We start from the raw sequence: 15,665 nt of genomic DNA, 5'->3' as shown, positions 1-15,665 counted from the left end.
AAAACAGCCCTCCAAATCGGAAGGCTGTTTTTGTATTAAAGTTTGTCCCTTAATATGGTCTGAGTGACGGGACTTGAACCCACGGCCTCTACCACCCCAAGGTAGCGCGCTACCATCTGCGCCACACCCAGACGTAAAATTTACTATGTAATAATATCATAATAAAACGGATTTGTCAAGACCTTTTATTTCTATTTTTTTAATTATTATTGATAGTCAGTTTTATACTGCTCAATCTTTATTCACAAATCAATAGCTAAATATTTGATATTTATGAAAACTAAATTTGTATAGTCAAAAAATGATTTGAGTGTAAAACAATTTTATAAGGAAATGTTTTAATTTTTTTGTCGTATTCAGTCGAAAGATTTATCTTTACAGATACATTTTATTATGATATAATATATTCATTGGGGTAATCCCAAAATCTAACTTATATTATAAAAGAAGATTTTTTCTACATAGTTATAAGCTCCGTAAAACTACGGAGCTTATACTATTTTATGATCAATATAATCAACACGTAAAAAAACAATCCCGACGATTAAATATAATCGTCGGGATTGTTAATTAACAAAAAAAATAACCGTAAACAAGATTCTTTTTCATTACCAAAGAAACTAAAATTAAACTCTTTCAACCTTACCTGAACGCAGGCATCTTGAACAAGCGTAGATATGACAAGGGGTACCCTTAACAATAGCTTTAACACGCTTTACATTTGGCTTCCAAGTTCTGTTTGATCTTTTGTGTGAGTGTGAAACTTTGATTCCGAAAGTAACGCCCTTTCCACAGATTTCACATTTTGCCATTGACTGCACCTCCCTTAAATGTACTTGCAAAAAGTCAACAGACATATTTTATCATAAAATAAAAGAAAAATCAAGTCTTTTTTTAAAAAAGAAGATTATTTTTTTCAAACGCCTAAGTCCTCTTGAAAAAAAAGTACAAATATTGTATAATATAATTTAATTATAATTAATGAAAAGAAAGGCGATAAAATATGAATTTAGATTCTATTGATGTGCTTCAAATCATAACCAAGATTCTGATAATTTTTCTTGTTCTGCCGATTCATGAATGCGCTCACGCATGGGCGGCTCATAAAATGGGCGACGAAACTGCGGCATATTCCGGAAGACTTACTCTAAATCCTCTTGCTCATATAGATATACTTGGAGCTTTATGTCTTCTTATAACAGGATTCGGCTGGGCAAAGCCTGTCCCGATAAATCCTCTAAAGTTTAAAAAGCAGCGTTTCGGCATTGCGATAACCGCCGCGGCAGGTCCTCTATCCAACCTTGCGGTTTCGTTTATAGCAATGATAATCTACAGAATTGTCCTTTCGCTTCCCGGAGGCTCGGGTTATTTTTTATCAAGCGCCGGCGATATAACGGGCGGCTTTGTTATACTTTATATACTTCAGTTTTTTATCCTGGTAAATATAGGTCTTGCCATCTTTAATCTGATACCTATTCCGCCTCTGGACGGTTCTAAGATAATAAGCTATTTTACCAGCGCAAAGCTTGACAGATGGATATATGAGCACCAGTTGATAGTAAACGCAGTGTTTTTCGCGGTCATTATAACAGGAATTCTAAGTAAACCGCTTAATATAATAGGCGGTTATGTCTATGATCTTTTCTGGTTTATAACTAATTTCATCCCTAAGCTGATGGGAGCGTAAGAATTTGGAAGCAATATCATTTAAGCTCGATGTATTTGAAGGTCCGCTTGATCTTATGCTCCATCTTATTTCAAAGCATAAGCTAAATATAAACGACATTGAAATTTCAAAGCTTCTTGAACAATACATGATTTATATTGAACAGGCAAAAGAACAGGATCTTGAGCTTGCCGGCGAATTTCTTGAAATGGCGGCAAGGCTGGTTTATATCAAGACAGTTTCGCTGCTGCCAAAGCCGGAAGAAGCTGACGAAATAAAAAAAGAGCTTCAGGGCGCTCTTATAGAATACTCACTTTGTAAAAAAGCCGCCGGAGAGCTTAAAAATATGTTCTGCGGTCATGATATTTTTGTCAGGAGTCCAGCAAAAATAAAGCTTGATAGCGAATATAAGCTATGTCATCCGCCAAGCAGACTGGCCGACGCTTTCCTTAATATGAATATAAAAAATTCGCTTATGAAAAATCGGGCAGACGAACGGAAAATAAACGCCGTGGTACAGCAAAAAGTCGTATCGGTTATTTCTAAGGTCGTTTATGTTCTTAAAAATCTATATAAGCATGGAACAGCCCGCATAGATAGTCTATTCGACGGAATAACCGGGCGTTCTGAAAGAGTCGCTACCTTTCTTGCTATTCTGGAGCTTACAAAAACCGGAAGGATTATAATAAGCGACGATAATACAGAAATTTTTTTTAAAAAGGTGAAATAAATATGCAGCTAAATGAAAAACTTGGCGCAATTGAGGCAATACTCTTTTCATGTGGAGAACCCGTCGATGAATTCAGATTGGCGGAATCTGCCGGTATTGGAAGGTCGGAACTGTCTACGCTTATAAAATCCTTAAATCAAAGGTACGGTGATTTAGACAGCGCGCTGCATATAGTCAGACTTTCAGGAAAATATCAAATGTGCACACAAAAGAAATACTCCGATTATATAAAATCCGCAATGGAAATAAAAAAGCAGACTCCCCTTTCTCAGGCTGCTATGGAGGCTCTTACCGTCGTAGCATATAATCAGCCGGTTACCAAAAGCTTTGTTGAAAGCGTCAGAGGCATAGACAGCTCTTCTGTCATAAACACATTAGTCGAAAAGGGACTTCTCGAAGAGGACGGCAGACTTGATGTCCCCGGTAAACCGGTGGCTTACCGTACAACGGATACATTCCTAAGAAGCTTCGGTCTTTCATCACTGTCAGAGCTGCCTCCGCTTGAACGTGAGGAAGAAAACAAACAGCAGTCGCTTATAGATAATCAAAGCTAAAATTATTGAAAGGAGATAAAATGACGGCAATTTATATAATTATTGCAATTCTAATACCTCTTGCCATTTTACTATGTTCTCCTTTTAAAATTTACGTTTCTTGCATAAATAACAAATTCAGCATAAAAATACGGTACCTTTTTCTTAAAAAGCTCCTCCTTCCCAATAAAAAAAACAATCTTTCTGAAAACAAAAACGTCAAAGAAAAAAACAAAAGAAAAAGGAACGATAAGAAAAAATTGCGGAAAAGCAATAAAAGCGACAAGCATTCATCACAAACGAAAAATCACGGAAAATTTATGCCTAAAAGTAAGGAAGAACGTCTGGAATTTATAATAAACGTTTTTAAATCCTCAAAAAAAGCTTTGAAGCATTTTACAAAACGCATAACAATATACGACATCTGCGCCGACATTGATATTTCTGATTCAGACGCGTGTAATTGCGCTATAAAATACGGGAAAATCAATATAATAGCTTATAATATCTTAAGCTTTATGTCATGCTTTTTCCGACTTAAAAAGAAACATATCAATATAAACTGCGTTTATAATCAGCCGGAAAGCGTATATAATTTCAGCTTTATTGTTAAATTTACCCCGTCTTCGGGTATTTTATCTGTAATCGCTTTTATTTTCACATTTCTGGCAAATAATAAAAAAGTAAGAAATCAGTCGGAAGAGACTGAAACAGTATCGGCATAAAGCCGGACATAAATTCGGCTGCCGTTCGCCGGAAGAACGGTGCGTTTTATAACGCTGATTGGAGTAAATTATGAACGAACAGCACCCTATAAGCGGAATTATGGGAATTACAATGGACAAGCTTAAGGAAATGGTCGACGTAAACACCATTATCGGAGATCCGATAAAAATTGATGAGAAAACTACCGTTATACCAATTTCTAAAGTATCCTTCGGTTTTGCGTCAGGCGGATCAGATCTTCCCGCCAAGCAGCCGAAAGACCTATTCGGAGGCGGCTCCGGCGCAGGCGTTTCAATACAGCCTCTCGCATTTCTGATAATTTCCGACGGAAACGCCAAGCTGCTTCAGATGTCTGTAAACGCTTCTACTCCTAACGCTCTTGTAAACCTGATACCCGACGTTGTAGAAAAAATATCGGGAATGGTAAATAAGGATAAAAAAGACAGCGCTAAAGAATAAAAGCTGTCCTATAAAATAAAACCGCTTCATATAATTAAAACATGCAATAACTTATATGGAGTGATTATATGAAAAAATTTATCCGTCTTATTTTATCAGCCGTCGTCATATTCAGCAATTTTTCTATGCATGTAAAAGCCGAAGCAAAAAAACCCGAGGTTTCGGCAAAGGCATGCGTTCTTATTGAAGAAAAAACCGGAAGAATCGTTTATGAAAAAAATTCGTCTCAAAAGCTTCCGATGGCAAGCACAACCAAGATCATGACTACGCTTCTCTGCCTTGAAAGCGGAAATCTTGACGACGAATTTATTGTGGATTCCGATGCAATCAAGGTTGAAGGCTCCTCAATGGGGCTAACAGAAGGAGATATTGTAACAAAACGGGCTCTCTGCTATGGAATGATGCTGCCGTCCGGCAATGACGCAGCCAATGCAACCGCCGTCAAGCTTGGAGGCACAATTGAAAAATTTGCCGATATGATGAATGAACGAGCCGCCGAAATCGGAATGACGCGAACCTGTTTTGTCACTCCGTCCGGACTTGAAGGCGAAGGGCACGGTTCCTCCGCCTTTGATATGGCTCTTCTGGCAAGAGAAGCCTTAAGAAATAAGGACTTTGCAGAAATCTGCTCCCAGTCCAAGGCAAAGGTTGTTTTCGGAAATCCCCCGTATGAACGATGGCTTGCAAATTCCAATAAGCTGCTCGCCATGTACGACGGAGTAAAGGGTGTCAAAACCGGATTTACAGATGAAGCCGGTAGATGCCTTGTCTCCGCATGCGAGCGAGACGGCGTCTCCTTGATTTGCGTAACGCTCAACGACAAGGACGACTGGAACGATCATATGAAGACTTACGACTACGGTTTCAGCGTTCTGAAAGCTTCTGAACTTTCATCAGACGAAATAATTCATATGTCCGTCGCTGGCGGAACAGAGGAAAGCGTACCTGTAAAAGCAGACGGAACTATAACAATCGGAACAGACGGAATGACGGAAAACCGTATAACAACGGAAATTTTCCTTCCTCCATTTACATATGCTCCTGTTAATATAGGAGATACGCTTGGAGAGCTTAAATATTATTACGACGGAAGATACGTTGACAGCATTCCGGTTAAAGCAATGAAAACTATAGAAATAGAAAAGGTAAAAAACAAAAAGGAAAATAAATCTATAATAGATAAAATAAAAGGATTTATATTTAATAATCAGGAGTGATAAAGTGGAAAAAATCAGAATACAAAAGCTTATTGCCGACAGCGGCTACTGTTCGCGGAGAAAAGCGGAAGAATTGATTTCAAAGGGCAGAGTCAAGCTAAACGGCAGGCCCGTAAAGCTGGGAGACAAGGCTTCCGCACGAGATATAATTACAATAGACGGCGAACGGATTTATGTGCCTAAGACAAAAAAATTCGTTTACATAATGATGAATAAACCAAGAGGTTACGTAACCACTATGAGCGATGAACTGGGAAGAAAATGCGTAAACGAGCTGTTAGAGGGTGTGAATGAAAGAGTTTACCCCGTGGGAAGACTTGATCGTAATTCCGAAGGTCTCCTTCTTTTTACAAACGACGGAAATTTTGCGAACGGCATAATGCATCCTGCTAAGCAGATATCCAAGACCTACCGTGTTACGGTAAGACCTGATATAAACGACGAGCAGCTTGTAGCCTTAGCGGACGGAATTGATTTGGACGGTAAAAAAACTCTCCCCGCAACCGTTATAGTCAAGGATAAAGAGCCGGGAAGAGTTGTGCTTCTTATGACAATTAAAGAAGGCAGAAACCGACAAATAAGACGAATGTGCGAGGCAGTCGGATTAGAGGTCGCCAGACTGAGAAGAATAAGCGTAGGTCCGCTCAAGCTTGGTATGCTTAAGCCCGGTTCATATAGGGAGCTGACGTCGGAAGAATTAAGAGCAATAAGAAACGCCATAGGCAAGGAAGGCTGATATGCTGGAAATACATGAAAAGAAAAACTTTGAAGGATACGAGGATATAATAAACAAAATCGGACGCGAAGAGCTTCGTATCATAGAATCATTCAGCAATGGCATGGTCGACGGCTATGGAATATACGCCGTTTATCCGGAACAAATTACAATTTACGATTTTGACGGAAACGATTTTGATATAATTGACGGTATAATCCGGACTATATTATTCAAAGGGCAGTTTAAGGGCATTAATTCCTGCGAATTCAAGCTCGTTGATAATGATAAAAATAAAATTGCCGCTGATTTGAATTTTATTGAAAACCGGGGCGGCTATATACGGAATATAGATGAATTCATGAATAATTGTAAAAAATGTAAAGAATTGCGATAAACACTTGCGCTAATTAAGAAAATATTGTATAATAATAGGGTATATTGATTAGGCGTATTGACATTGCGGCTGTAAATTGTAGCATTAAACAAAATACTGAGCCAAAATGTTGATTTTGCTTGTCTAAATGACAAATGGGCTCAATCCCATGAGGAAGGAACGATAATATGCAGATTGAGAATGATACAAATATTCAGGCAAAGGAAAGATTATCCCTCCTGTTCGACGACGGTATTTACAGTGAAATCAATTCATTGACAAAGGAAAAGAACGCTGCTGCCGGAGTCGTTACTGCCTACGGCTATGTAAACGGAAACGCTGTTTACGCATTTTCACAGGATAAATCGGTAAACAACGGTGCAGTCGGACTTGCTCAGGCTGAAAAAATCACCAAGCTATACGAGCTTGCCGCTAAAACCGGTACGCCGATAATAGGAATACACGATTCAAACGGCGCCTATGTAGACGGATCTGCCGAATCATTGGCGGCATACGGTAAAATGCTTAACGCCGCTTCTGTAATATCAGGGGTAGTTCCGCAAATATCTGTTATCGCTGGAACATGCGCCGGCAGCGCGGCTATGATCGCATGCTCTGCTGATTTCGTTATAATAACCAAAGAAAGCGAACTGTTTATGGCGCCTAATTCCGGCGAAGGTTCATCTGAAGCGGCGGCAAAATCAGGTATCGCTTCCGCAGTATGCGAGGACGACAGCGCTGCCATCGACAAGGCGCGCGAATTAATCAATCTTCTTCCGGTTAACAATCTTTCACCGGTTCCTGTTTTTGAATTTTCAGAAAGCGGTCTTATAGCCGGAAACACACTTGAATCCATCATTTCCGCAATATCTGACGCCGACAGCGTAATCGAGCTTGGCGCCGATTACGGTACCGCGGCATACACTGCGCTTTCAACAATCGGCGGCGCAACTGCCGGTATTGCAGCTACAAATAAAACGTCTGATAAATTGACTTCCGACGACTGTATGAAGCTTTCACGTTTTATCCGCACATGCGACGCTTTCTCAATACCGGTTGTGACAATAGTAGATACGGAAGGCCTTGCAGACAGCGCGGCTGCCGACGGTATCAAAGCCGTTACAACTCTGTCAAACAGCTATGCTGAAGCTACAACGGCAAAAATTGCAATTATAACAGGTAAAGCGATCGGTCCGGTATTTATAGCTCTTGCCGGAAACAGCTCAAATTCAGATTTTACTTATGCATGGGACAATGCTGTAATCGCTCCTTTCTCCCCTCTGACAGCCGTTGAATTTATCTGGCATGATAAGCTTTCAGACGCTGACAACCTGACAAAAAGGCGCAACGAGCTTGCTTCAGAATATGAAAAAACTATTGCTTCAGCCGTATCGGCTGCTGAAAACGGTTATATAGATGAAATTATAGATCCTGTTCAGACAAGAACCGTTTTAACCTCCGCGCTTGATATACTTTCCGGCAAACGAAGCCAGAAGCTTCCTAAGAAGCATAACAATATTCTTTTTTAATTAAATAAAGGTGGTAATAATTATGAAGAGATTTAATATTACAGTTAACGGCAAAGCTTATGATGTAGCTGTTGAAGAGGTTGACGCAACATCCCAGGCAGCAGTTTCCGCGCCGGCAGCGCCGGCTCCTACGCCTGCACCAGCCCCAGCTCCTTCTGCCGGCGAGGGTGAAAAGGTTACGGCTCCGATGCCGGGTACAATACTCGACGTTAAGGTAGCTGTGGGAGATTCCGTTTCCAAGGGACAGGTTATCATGATCCTTGAAGCTATGAAAATGGAAAATGATATTGTTGCTTCATGCGACGGCAAGATTACGAGCGTATTGGCCAACAAGGGCGATAATGTAAACTCCGGCGACGCTCTCGCAACAATCGGCTGAAACCTAATTTTACAGAAAGGAAATTCCGTATTGTAAATACGGAATCAGGGATAGAGAAATGGCAAAAGTAAAAATCACTGAAACCGTACTGCGTGACGCTCATCAATCGCTTATAGCAACCCGTATGACTATGGATGAAATGTTGCCCGTACTTCCGCTTATGGATAAGGTTGGATATCACTCAGTTGAATGCTGGGGCGGCGCTACATTTGATTCATGTCTCAGATTTTTAAACGAAGACCCTTGGGAACGTCTTAGAACCCTCAGAAAAGAGCTTCCTAATACAAAGCTTCAGATGCTTTTCCGCGGACAGAATATGCTCGGCTATCGTCATTATGCCGACGATGTGGTTGAGTATTTTGTTCAGAAATCAGTTTCTAACGGAATAGATATTATAAGAATATTTGACGCTCTCAATGATATAAGAAATCTTGAAACAGCAATAAAGGCCGCTAAAAAGGAAGGCGCTCATACACAGGTCGCTATATCTTATACGTTGGGCGACGTTTTCACAACAGATTATTATGTTAACTACGCTAAACAAATTGAAAATGCAGGAGCTGATTCAATTTGTATAAAGGATATGGCTGCCCTGCTTACTCCATATGAAACGGAAAAGCTTGTTAAAGCGCTTAAAGCAGCGGTTAAAATCCCGATTCAGCTTCACACACACTATACGTCCGGTCTTGCTTCAATGTGTCTGTTAAAGGGAATTGAGGCCGGAGTAGACGTAATTGATACCGCTATGTCTCCTCTTGCCCTTGGAACGTCTCATGCTCCTACGGAATCTATGGTTGCCGCATTGCAGGGAACAGAATACGATACGGGGCTTGATTTAGTTCTGCTGACGGAAATTAGAGAGCATTTTATGAAGCTCAGAAAAAAATATATCGACAGCGGTCTGCTTGATCCCAAGATGCTTGCAGTTGACGCAAACGCTCTTATATATCAGGTTCCCGGCGGTATGCTTTCAAACCTTCTTTCACAGCTTAAACAGGCGGGTAAAGAGGATCAGCTTGAAGAGGTTCTTAAAGAAGTTCCAAGGGTTAGAAAGGACGCGGGATATCCGCCTTTGGTTACTCCTTCATCACAGATTGTCGGTACGCAGGCTGTATTTAACGTAATAATGGGCGAACGCTATAAAATGGTAACAAAAGAATTCAAGGGTATTGTCAGAGGCGAATACGGCAGAACGCCGGTGCCGATTGATCCGGAATTCAGAAAAAGGATTATAGGCGATGAATCTCCTATCGACTGCCGTCCGGCAGATCTTCTTGAACCGGAGCTTGAAAAGCTAAAAAAAGAATGTGCTGAATGGACTGAACAGGAAGAAGATGTTCTCAGCTACGCACAATTCGGTCAGGTTGCAGTAAAATTCTTTGAAGACAGAAGAAATAAAAAATACGGTATTGACGGAAAACATTCAGACAAAGAAAAAATGATTCATCCGGTATGATTTAAGGTAAACTAAACAATAAAAAAGGCGGACAGGCGTTCGCCTTTTTTATACCATTAAGGGAAGTGATATAATGCCGATAAAAATACCTTATGAGCTTCCAGCATATAATAAGCTTTATAATGAAAATATATTTGTAATGTCCAAGGACAGAGCTGAACACCAGGATATTCGTCCGCTTAAAATAATTATTCTTAATATTATGCCTAAGAAGATTGAAACTGAAACACAAATTTTAAGACTTCTTAGCAATACTCCGCTTCAGGTTGATATCGAATTGCTTCATATGATTTCTCACAGGTCAAAAAATACGCCTCAGAATCATCTCAGCAATTTTTATAAAACGTTTGATGAAGTAAAAAACAATAAATATGACGGAATGATTATAACCGGAGCTCCCGTTGAACAGCTTGAATATGAAGAAGTTGATTACTGGGACGAAATATGTAAAATTATGGAATGGAGCAAACGGAACGTCTTTTCTACTCTTCATATTTGCTGGGGGGCACAGGCTGGTCTGTATTATCATTTCGGCATACAAAAGCAGTCCTTGCCTGAAAAGTTATTCGGAGTTTTTCCACACAAAAGAGATTACCCTCACGCTCAGATAATTAAAGGTTTTGACGATGTTTTCATGGTACCGCATTCCAGACATACTACCTTTAACCGTTCAGATATAGAAAAAATTAAATGCCTTCAGATTATTACATCGTCTGAACAAGCCGGAGTACATATTGTAGCAAACAAAAATGGCCGTCAGTTTTTTATTACGGGACATTCAGAATATGACAGAAACACCCTGGCGGAAGAATACTTCCGCGATAAAGAAAAGGGGCTTAATATCCATATTCCGTATAATTACTTTCCTGACGACGATCCTAAAAAAAGACCGATATTCAGTTGGAAAAGCCATGCGAACTTATTATTTTCAAATTGGGTAAACTATTGCATTTATCAATGCACTCCCTACGACCTAACTGAGCTTGAAGTTCGTAACTGGGAATGGGAGGCCGGAATATAATAAATAAAGCTATATTTACTGCATTTAAGAATAACTGATAACAAAACGGTTAACTTAGTTTTTAAAAATTAACATATTGTTCACAATATTCACTTGAATTATTCTATTTATTATGATATAATAAATGTATAATGTATTTTATACAAAAGCAATCAACAAATATGTTGAAAATTCATTAAAATTAATTATAGGAGCTGATGTAGATGTCTGATAATATGGTCATAACAATAGAACGCCAATATGCAAGCGGCGGTCTTGAAATTGGTAAAAATCTTTCACAAAAATTGAATATCCCTTTTTATAGCCGCGAAATCGTTGAAATGGCGGCTGAAAGATGCGATATACCAAAGGAATATCTGGAAAGCACTCAGGAAAATGTTTCACAAAGCTTTTTATACAGACTTTCTCTTGCCGCAAAAGTAGGTTCAATTGACGTGGATAAAACCGCTTCTAAAGCTGATATTCTTTATAACGAAGTGCATAAGGTAGTTACTGAGCTTGCACAAAGAGAAAGCTGCATAATTATCGGTCAATGTGCCGATTATATACTAAGAAAACATCAGCCATGCTTCAGAGTATTCGTACATGCATTAATGGAGGACAGAGTTAAACGCGCTATTGGAAATTACGGTATAAGCGAGCAATACGCCGATTATATTATCAGAAAAAACGATAAAAGACGCGAAGCTTTTTATAACGCTAACACCACTCGTACATGGGGAGTCAAGGAAAATTATCACATATGTCTTAACAGCTCGTTATTTACTGTTGATAACTGCGCCGATATTATTATAGACTCAATGAAATATCTTAAATAAGAAAATCTCCTTTGCTTTATGGCAAGGGAGATTTTTCAGTAATTATTATTTTTTTATATTTCCTGTTGCGGGATTATCAATAAGCTTTCCATTTTCAGTAAATCTTGAGCCGTGGCAGGGGCAATCCCATGAATGCTCCGCTTTATTCCATTTCAACGCACACCCAAGATGCGGACATCTTTTTAAAGTCGGTTTGAAAAAATTAACGGTCGTCTCAGCCAGATTAATAAAAAGCTGAGGTTTCATAATGCTTCTCGACGGATCAAATATTCCTGCGTAAGCATTTTCTTTGCCGGTTATCATATCGCTGATGATCATTGCGCCCGACATAGCTCCGGTCATTCCCCACTTATTAAAACCAGTGATTGTATATAATTCATGAGTACGTTTTGAATATCTGCCGATATATGGAATACTGTCAAGGCTCATACAGTCCTGAGCAGACCAACTGTACTTTTCAACTGATTTCGGATAATATTTCTGAGCAAATTTGCGTAGCTCATTCCAGTTTCCTCCGTCCTTGCCGGTTCTGTGAGAGCCTCCGCCTAAAATCAGATAATCTCCGTAATTTCTGAAGGATAACCCCTTTTTATCTTCATCAACATACATGCCGTTTAATTCAGCGGCATTTTTTAATGCAATAACATACGACCTATGCTGGTATAATTTCAGAAAATAGCTTCCATGTTTATTGATAAACGGAAAATGCGAGGCAACTACAATTTTATCAGCAGTTATGTTTCCATAATCATATATTGCCGTACCATTTTGTATTTCCCTAATAAAAGTATTTTCATAAATCTTAAGCTTTTCGGTTATCGACGCAATAAACTTAAGAGGATTAAACTGCGCCTGATTTTTAAATCTTACGGCTCCGGCCGTAGAAAAAGGCAGAGCTAATCTATCCGAATAATCCGCATTTATACCTGATCTATGCAGCGCGTCCAATTCCCTTTCAAGCTTCTCTTTGTCGCCGACCGAATACACATAATTGTCGGCCGTCTTAAAATCGCAGTCTATACCCTGGCACAGCTCACGATACTTATCAATTGCCGTCTGATTTATTTCATAATACATTTTAGTCTTTTCTTTACCGATATTTTTTATTATATCCTGGTAAATTAAACCATGCTGCGATGTTATTTTAGCCGTTGTATTTTTTGTTGTGCCTGAACAGATTTTGTCTCCCTCTGCAACAATACAGTCTATTCCCTGCTGTTTAAGCATGTATGCAGTCAATATTCCTGAAATACCGCCTCCGATAATCAATACATCCGTTTTTATATCTCCGTTTAGCTTTTGAAATTCCGGTAATTTTGTTTCTGCGCTCCATATAGATTCCATTAAGCATGCTCCTTTTTATTTTATTATTAACGAAACTTTATAAAATATTTCATACATTGACAATAAAAACACCGCTTGATATAATATCAATATAATATTTGTTCCAAACAGCGGCTTTTAATAAAACGGGAGGTATTATGTATCGGATATATATAGTAGAGGATGACGAATCAATCTCGGCTTCGATAAAAAATCATATAGAAAAATGGGGAATAACGGCTAAATGTACAGAAAATTTCAGGCTTATAATTCAGGAGTTTCTGGAATTTGAACCGCACCTTGTGCTTCTCGACATTTCTCTTCCCTTTTACAATGGATTTTATTGGTGCGAGGAAATAAGAAAATTATCCACGGTACCTGTAGTCTTTATCTCATCGGCATCAGATAATATGAATATAATAATGGCAATGAATATGGGCGGCGACGATTTTATTTCAAAGCCCTTTGATTTCAGTGTTTTAACCGCAAAGCTTCAGGCAATTCTACGGCGTACCTATGATTTCACAATACAGCTTCCCGAGCTTTCACACAGAAACGCCGTTTTAAATGTATCCGACGCTTCGCTGACATTTAACGGACAAAAAATAGATCTGACTAAAAACGATTATCGCATACTACAAACTCTAATGGAAAAGAAAGGCAGTCTGGTCAGTCGTGAAACCCTTATGCAAAAGCTATGGGAAACCGACTGCTTTATAGACGACAATACTTTAACTGTCAATATAGCAAGATTAAGAAAAAAGCTTGATTCAGCAGGTCTCAGCAATTTTATTACCACAAAAAAAGGTCTTGGCTATATCATAGAATAGAAGGGAAATTTCCGATGTTTTTTAAATACATTATTTCTCATGTCAAATTGATTATATTTAACATATGTTTTATCGGTACTTTATTAACAGTATTTATTCTTTACAGACTCCCCGTTACGTCAATCGGATATTCCGCATTATTATGCTCATTCATAGCGATAATATTTATTACGGCAGATTTTATTTCGTTTATGAAAAAGCATCGTCAGCTTGAAATATTAAAGGATAATATTTCTGTTTCAAACGAACATATGCCTCAGCCCTCCAATGTAATCGAAAAAGATTATCAGGAGCTGATAATAGCTCTTACAGAGGATAATAAGAAAATAATTAATGAAGTAAACTCTAAATATGCTGACATGACTGATTATTATACTTTATGGGTACATCAGATAAAAACTCCTATTTCAGCAATGAGACTGATACTACAAAGCAGCAATATAACTGATGGCTGCGAGCTTACCGCAGAGCTTCAAAAAATAGAAGGATATGCTCAGATGGTGCTTTCATATCTGAGACTCGAGTCCGATTCCACCGACTATATAATCAGAAAATATAAGCTTGACAGCATTATAAAACAGGCCTTAAGAAAATATTCTTCGCAATTTATCAGAAAAAAGATCAGGCTGAATTATGAATCAATTAACGTTAAAATACTTACAGATGAAAAATGGCTTCTTTTTGTTATAGAACAAATACTTTCAAATGCTTTAAAATATACAAATACCGGAGGTGAAATATCTATTTTTCTAAAACCTGGTCAGATTCTGTGTATAAAAGACAATGGTATCGGCATTTCACCTGAAGATCTTCCGAGAATATTTGAAAAGGGATTTACAGGTTATAACGGGCGCACCGATAAAAAAGCAAGCGGAATAGGATTATATCTATGCCGCAGAATATGTACAAAGCTCGGTCATCAAATAACCGCCTCCTCCGAATCAGGTATAGGAACAGAAATAACGCTGGATCTTTCCAGCAACGATATGCTGACAGAATAAACATTGCTTATCTTGCAAAACTGTAAGCTTACGGCGATAAAATGTAAGCTAAAGTTAAGGCATGCTGTTTATCGTTATGATATAATAAGCTTGTAAAATAAAAGCAAGGAGGCATTTAAAATGTCAGTTCTGGAAGTTAACCATGTAAAAAAGATATATACTACCCGATTAGGCGGAAATAAAGTAGAGGCTCTTCATGATATTAGCTTTTCCGTTGAAAACGGAGAATATATCGCAATTATGGGAGAGTCGGGATCAGGTAAAACTACTCTATTGAATATACTGGCTGCTCTTGACAAACCGACTGCCGGAGAGGTTATATTGAAGGGTATAAAGCTCTCTGAGGTAAAGGAATCTCAAATAGCTCAGTTCCGCAGAGATAATCTGGGATTTGTGTTTCAGGATTTCAACCTTCTCGACACATTTTCATTAAGGGACAACATATTCCTGCCGCTCGTACTGGCCGGTAAAACCTATGGCGAAATGTACCGCAGGCTTGAGCCTATTGCCGATAAGCTGGGGATTTCACATCTTTTGTCCAAATATCCATACGAAGTTTCAGGAGGTCAAAAGCAAAGATGCGCGGCTGCAAGGGCACTTATAACAAATCCTCAGATTATTTTAGCAGACGAGCCTACGGGAGCGCTCGACAGCAAATCCACAGACGAGCTTTTAAACATCTTCTCTCAAATAAACAAAGACGGTCAGACCATTCTTATGGTAACGCATTCTGTCAAGGCGGCAAGTCATGCCGGACGCGTGATGTTTATCAAGGACGGCGAGATTTTTCATCAGATATACAGAGGAAACGCGTCTGATGAAGAGCTTTATCAGAAAGTTTCCGACACCCTTGCTTTACTTGCGACAGGCGGTGATTCAAAGTGAA

Annotated in this window: 18 protein-coding genes and 1 tRNA gene; 16 read left to right on the top strand and 3 right to left on the bottom strand. The window is 38.9% G+C overall.

Features of this window, described 5'->3' with window-relative positions; genetic code table 11:
* Positions 1-55: 55 nt before the first annotated feature.
* Positions 56-131 (bottom strand) — tRNA-Pro (locus ACYQ0N_RS05630).
* 495 nt (positions 132-626) lie between these two features.
* Positions 627-812, bottom strand: coding sequence for a 50S ribosomal protein L28 (gene rpmB / locus ACYQ0N_RS05625; protein ID WP_177531480.1), 186 nt, complete (start codon positions 810-812; stop codon positions 627-629).
* 191 nt (positions 813-1,003) lie between these two features.
* Between rpmB and ACYQ0N_RS05620 the strand changes: the two genes are divergently transcribed.
* From ACYQ0N_RS05620 to ACYQ0N_RS05560, 13 genes are all read left to right on the top strand, one after another.
* Positions 1,004-1,687, top strand: coding sequence for a site-2 protease family protein (locus ACYQ0N_RS05620; RefSeq protein WP_177531479.1), 684 nt, complete (start codon positions 1,004-1,006; stop codon positions 1,685-1,687).
* A 4-nt stretch (positions 1,688-1,691) separates the two neighbouring features.
* Positions 1,692-2,396: a segregation and condensation protein A gene (locus ACYQ0N_RS05615; protein ID WP_177531478.1), complete on the top strand. Its 705-nt coding sequence runs from the start codon at positions 1,692-1,694 to the stop codon at positions 2,394-2,396.
* Positions 2,397-2,398: 2 nt separating this feature from the next.
* Positions 2,399-2,950: an SMC-Scp complex subunit ScpB gene (gene scpB / locus ACYQ0N_RS05610; RefSeq protein ID WP_177531477.1), complete on the top strand. Its 552-nt coding sequence runs from the start codon at positions 2,399-2,401 to the stop codon at positions 2,948-2,950.
* A 299-nt stretch (positions 2,951-3,249) separates the two neighbouring features.
* Positions 3,250-3,654 carry a DUF2953 domain-containing protein gene (locus ACYQ0N_RS05605; protein ID WP_177531476.1) on the top strand — a complete coding sequence of 135 codons (405 nt, stop codon included), beginning with the start codon at positions 3,250-3,252 and terminating at the stop codon, positions 3,652-3,654.
* Between the two features lie 70 nt (positions 3,655-3,724).
* Complete coding sequence (gene ytfJ / locus ACYQ0N_RS05600; protein ID WP_177531475.1) at positions 3,725-4,114, top strand: GerW family sporulation protein; 390 nt, start codon at positions 3,725-3,727, stop codon at positions 4,112-4,114.
* A gap of 68 nt (positions 4,115-4,182) precedes the next feature.
* Positions 4,183-5,331 carry a D-alanyl-D-alanine carboxypeptidase family protein gene (locus ACYQ0N_RS05595; protein WP_460162063.1) on the top strand — a complete coding sequence of 383 codons (1,149 nt, stop codon included), beginning with the start codon at positions 4,183-4,185 and terminating at the stop codon, positions 5,329-5,331.
* A 4-nt stretch (positions 5,332-5,335) separates the two neighbouring features.
* Positions 5,336-6,067: a pseudouridine synthase gene (locus tag ACYQ0N_RS05590; protein ID WP_177531473.1), complete on the top strand. Its 732-nt coding sequence runs from the start codon at positions 5,336-5,338 to the stop codon at positions 6,065-6,067.
* A 1-nt stretch (position 6,068) separates the two neighbouring features.
* The gene (locus tag ACYQ0N_RS05585) at positions 6,069-6,443 is read left to right on the top strand and encodes a hypothetical protein (RefSeq protein WP_177531472.1); all 375 of its coding nucleotides are present in this window, start codon (positions 6,069-6,071) and stop codon (positions 6,441-6,443) included.
* A gap of 167 nt (positions 6,444-6,610) precedes the next feature.
* Positions 6,611-7,951, top strand: a complete 1,341-nt coding sequence (locus ACYQ0N_RS05580) for a carboxyl transferase domain-containing protein (RefSeq protein WP_460162062.1) — start codon at positions 6,611-6,613, stop codon at positions 7,949-7,951.
* A 22-nt stretch (positions 7,952-7,973) separates the two neighbouring features.
* The gene (locus tag ACYQ0N_RS05575; RefSeq protein ID WP_177531470.1) at positions 7,974-8,330 is read left to right on the top strand and encodes a biotin/lipoyl-containing protein; all 357 of its coding nucleotides are present in this window, start codon (positions 7,974-7,976) and stop codon (positions 8,328-8,330) included.
* A gap of 58 nt (positions 8,331-8,388) precedes the next feature.
* Positions 8,389-9,786: an oxaloacetate decarboxylase subunit alpha gene (locus ACYQ0N_RS05570; protein ID WP_177531469.1), complete on the top strand. Its 1,398-nt coding sequence runs from the start codon at positions 8,389-8,391 to the stop codon at positions 9,784-9,786.
* A 73-nt stretch (positions 9,787-9,859) separates the two neighbouring features.
* Positions 9,860-10,807, top strand: coding sequence for a homoserine O-acetyltransferase MetA (gene metA / locus ACYQ0N_RS05565; RefSeq protein WP_460162061.1), 948 nt, complete (start codon positions 9,860-9,862; stop codon positions 10,805-10,807).
* A 203-nt stretch (positions 10,808-11,010) separates the two neighbouring features.
* Positions 11,011-11,625, top strand: a complete 615-nt coding sequence (locus ACYQ0N_RS05560; protein ID WP_460162060.1) for a cytidylate kinase-like family protein — start codon at positions 11,011-11,013, stop codon at positions 11,623-11,625.
* 45 nt (positions 11,626-11,670) lie between these two features.
* Here the strand turns inward: ACYQ0N_RS05560 and ACYQ0N_RS05555 are convergent, their stop codons facing one another.
* Complete coding sequence (locus tag ACYQ0N_RS05555; protein WP_460162059.1) at positions 11,671-12,969, bottom strand: FAD-dependent oxidoreductase; 1,299 nt, start codon at positions 12,967-12,969, stop codon at positions 11,671-11,673.
* 137 nt (positions 12,970-13,106) lie between these two features.
* Between ACYQ0N_RS05555 and ACYQ0N_RS05550 the strand changes: the two genes are divergently transcribed.
* The 3 genes from ACYQ0N_RS05550 to ACYQ0N_RS05540 all read left to right on the top strand — a co-directional run bounded on the left by ACYQ0N_RS05550 (position 13,107) and on the right by ACYQ0N_RS05540 (position 15,664).
* On the top strand, positions 13,107-13,778 hold the full coding sequence (locus ACYQ0N_RS05550; RefSeq protein WP_460162058.1) for a response regulator transcription factor: 672 nt from the start codon (positions 13,107-13,109) through the stop codon (positions 13,776-13,778).
* Positions 13,779-13,792: 14 nt separating this feature from the next.
* The gene (locus tag ACYQ0N_RS05545; protein WP_177531464.1) at positions 13,793-14,779 is read left to right on the top strand and encodes an ATP-binding protein; all 987 of its coding nucleotides are present in this window, start codon (positions 13,793-13,795) and stop codon (positions 14,777-14,779) included.
* 120 nt (positions 14,780-14,899) lie between these two features.
* The gene (locus tag ACYQ0N_RS05540) at positions 14,900-15,664 is read left to right on the top strand and encodes an ABC transporter ATP-binding protein (RefSeq protein ID WP_460162057.1); all 765 of its coding nucleotides are present in this window, start codon (positions 14,900-14,902) and stop codon (positions 15,662-15,664) included.
* Position 15,665: the final 1 nt, after the last annotated feature.

It is taken from the genome of Ruminococcus sporogenes, assembly GCF_054655175.1.
This window is presented reverse-complemented; position numbering and strand designations above follow the sequence as displayed.

Bases quoted from the DNA above. Each gene is read 5' to 3' on its own strand.
- ytfJ (WP_177531475.1), top strand. From the start codon at position 3,725: ATGAACGAACAGCACCCTATAAGCGGAATTATGGGAATTACAATGGAC.
- ACYQ0N_RS05555 (WP_460162059.1), bottom strand. From the start codon at position 12,969: ATGGAATCTATATGGAGCGCAGAAACAAAATTACCGGAATTTCAAAAG.
- ACYQ0N_RS05580 (WP_460162062.1), top strand. From the start codon at position 6,611: ATGCAGATTGAGAATGATACAAATATTCAGGCAAAGGAAAGATTATCC.
- ACYQ0N_RS05585 (WP_177531472.1), top strand. From the start codon at position 6,069: ATGCTGGAAATACATGAAAAGAAAAACTTTGAAGGATACGAGGATATA.
- ACYQ0N_RS05550 (WP_460162058.1), top strand. From the start codon at position 13,107: ATGTATCGGATATATATAGTAGAGGATGACGAATCAATCTCGGCTTCG.
- ACYQ0N_RS05605 (WP_177531476.1), top strand. From the start codon at position 3,250: ATGCCTAAAAGTAAGGAAGAACGTCTGGAATTTATAATAAACGTTTTT.
- ACYQ0N_RS05560 (WP_460162060.1), top strand. From the start codon at position 11,011: ATGTCTGATAATATGGTCATAACAATAGAACGCCAATATGCAAGCGGC.
- rpmB (WP_177531480.1), bottom strand. From the start codon at position 812: ATGGCAAAATGTGAAATCTGTGGAAAGGGCGTTACTTTCGGAATCAAA.
- ACYQ0N_RS05620 (WP_177531479.1), top strand. From the start codon at position 1,004: ATGAATTTAGATTCTATTGATGTGCTTCAAATCATAACCAAGATTCTG.
- ACYQ0N_RS05540 (WP_460162057.1), top strand. From the start codon at position 14,900: ATGTCAGTTCTGGAAGTTAACCATGTAAAAAAGATATATACTACCCGA.
- ACYQ0N_RS05570 (WP_177531469.1), top strand. From the start codon at position 8,389: ATGGCAAAAGTAAAAATCACTGAAACCGTACTGCGTGACGCTCATCAA.
- ACYQ0N_RS05575 (WP_177531470.1), top strand. From the start codon at position 7,974: ATGAAGAGATTTAATATTACAGTTAACGGCAAAGCTTATGATGTAGCT.
- scpB (WP_177531477.1), top strand. From the start codon at position 2,399: ATGCAGCTAAATGAAAAACTTGGCGCAATTGAGGCAATACTCTTTTCA.
- ACYQ0N_RS05545 (WP_177531464.1), top strand. From the start codon at position 13,793: ATGTTTTTTAAATACATTATTTCTCATGTCAAATTGATTATATTTAAC.
- metA (WP_460162061.1), top strand. From the start codon at position 9,860: ATGCCGATAAAAATACCTTATGAGCTTCCAGCATATAATAAGCTTTAT.
- ACYQ0N_RS05595 (WP_460162063.1), top strand. From the start codon at position 4,183: ATGAAAAAATTTATCCGTCTTATTTTATCAGCCGTCGTCATATTCAGC.